A 1,706-nucleotide genomic window follows, 5' to 3' on the forward strand; every position below is an offset into this window, starting at 1 on the left:
TAAATTGAAAAACACCTCAACAATGTTGAGATGCTTTGAGTTTTTTATAAATTGTCTATAAGACTTGTCCTAGTTTACTAAATTTGTATTGAATTTATTATTTTTTTTGCAGTTTCAAAATCTAATCTTTTTCTAAAATGACCTGTTCTTGAAACACCTTTAAATGAAGCTCATAAATAATCACAATGATTGTTTCTTAATTCCTGGATTTTTTTATTGAATGCTTCTATTAATTCTTCATCCACTTCTACATCTTCAATTAACAATTTCACTTTATGTCTGTCAGTAGATTTGACTTGATCATTTGATTTTCATTCAGAATCGTGAAACTTAATATTTGTTTTGTCTTTTGTGTTATCACCTGTATTTATGCAAAGATTTCCTGAAACAACATTAAATCTTATATTTCATTTATTTTTTTGCTTTAGGATTTTTTGTTCCTTATTTCTTAAGTTTTTATAACTATCTATGAACTTATTATTTTCATAAAGTAAGAAGTCACTATCATCTTTTAGATTATCAAAATAAGCTAAAGCAACAGGGTGCTCAGTATCATTGAAATTTTCCTTGTCTGGTAATAATTGAAAAATAACTAACTTTTCAATTAATTTTTGATCTTCTTTTCTATTACTATTAATGAGTGTTGTAGGAATAATTGCAACTGTGAATCTAACATTGCTTATACATCTATCTAATGATAGTTTGTATAAATCATCGTAATTTTGAAAATCAGCATCTATTTTCATTCTTCTAGCAGAATGCTTTGATAAATATGGGGGATTAGTTACTATTAAATCAAAGTCTTTATAGAATCAATTGTTAATACTATCGTTTTTCTTTACATTTGAGTTTTTAGGTTCTAAATCAAAAGATTCATACTTCAATTTTTGATTTTTTTCTTGTAAGAATCTAATTAAATTATTAGCACCTGCGAAAGGTTCTAAGATATTTTTATTTCATAACTCATTTTTAGACATAAACTCTTGAAAAACAGAGTTATTTTTAAAAACATTTCTTTCAGTGAAGAATTGTCCGTATTGAATCTTGTTCATATTTCCCATGCACCTTTCGTTAATTTATTTTATTTTTAAAACCAAAATTTAACTCATTTTGTGTACTTAACTATAGTCTCTAATCTTAATTTTATTATAGCATTTTCGATTGCACTAACCTTTTATTCTTAAGTCTATATTGTAATAATTTTAGTAAATATTTATTCATTTAACAACCTTTAATAATCTTGAAAATCGCACTTTAAATAATTCGTACATTTATGTGATATCAACTATTGCACATTGAATTATTTTTATTTTAAAAAGTCACAAAAAAACTACCTTGTTAATTAAAAGGTAGCTTATCATTTTGAATAAATTATTTTTTATCCATTTTGTCATTAAGTTTAACTAATTCTTTTAAGATTAATTCTTCTGTTGTAGGTTTAGCTGGAGCTTCTGCAACTGTTGGTCTTTTAGCAGCTTTGTGAGCTGCAATAGCGTTAGCAATTAAGAAGTATCCTAATAAAATTGCAAATACAACAAATGAAACAATAATAAATGTTAATAATGCAGCTAAGAATTTTCCGTAAAGAACACCATTTGATTCCATTTTTGCTAATTCGTCAAATCCTAATAATTTAGAAATTGGGTTCATAATAATATCGTTTGCTAATGAAGCAACTAAAGCACTGAATACTGCTCCTAAAATGA

2 protein-coding genes are annotated in these 1,706 nt (G+C 25.4%); both read right to left on the bottom strand.

Annotated elements, in window-relative coordinates:
- Window positions 1-77: 77 nt before the first annotated feature.
- Entirely contained in the window at window positions 78-1,052 is a 975-nt protein-coding gene (locus ACNF36_RS02985) for an Eco57I restriction-modification methylase domain-containing protein (RefSeq protein ID WP_418303676.1), read from the bottom strand.
- 319 nt (window positions 1,053-1,371) lie between these two features.
- Window positions 1,372-1,706, bottom strand: a 335-nt coding sequence (locus ACNF36_RS02990) for an MscL family protein (protein WP_418303677.1), incomplete at its 5' end; no start/stop codon positions are given.

The organism is Mycoplasma sp. 4463, from assembly GCF_048381515.1.
Classification (GTDB): domain Bacteria; phylum Bacillota_I; class Bacilli_A; order Mycoplasmatales; family Metamycoplasmataceae; genus Mycoplasmopsis.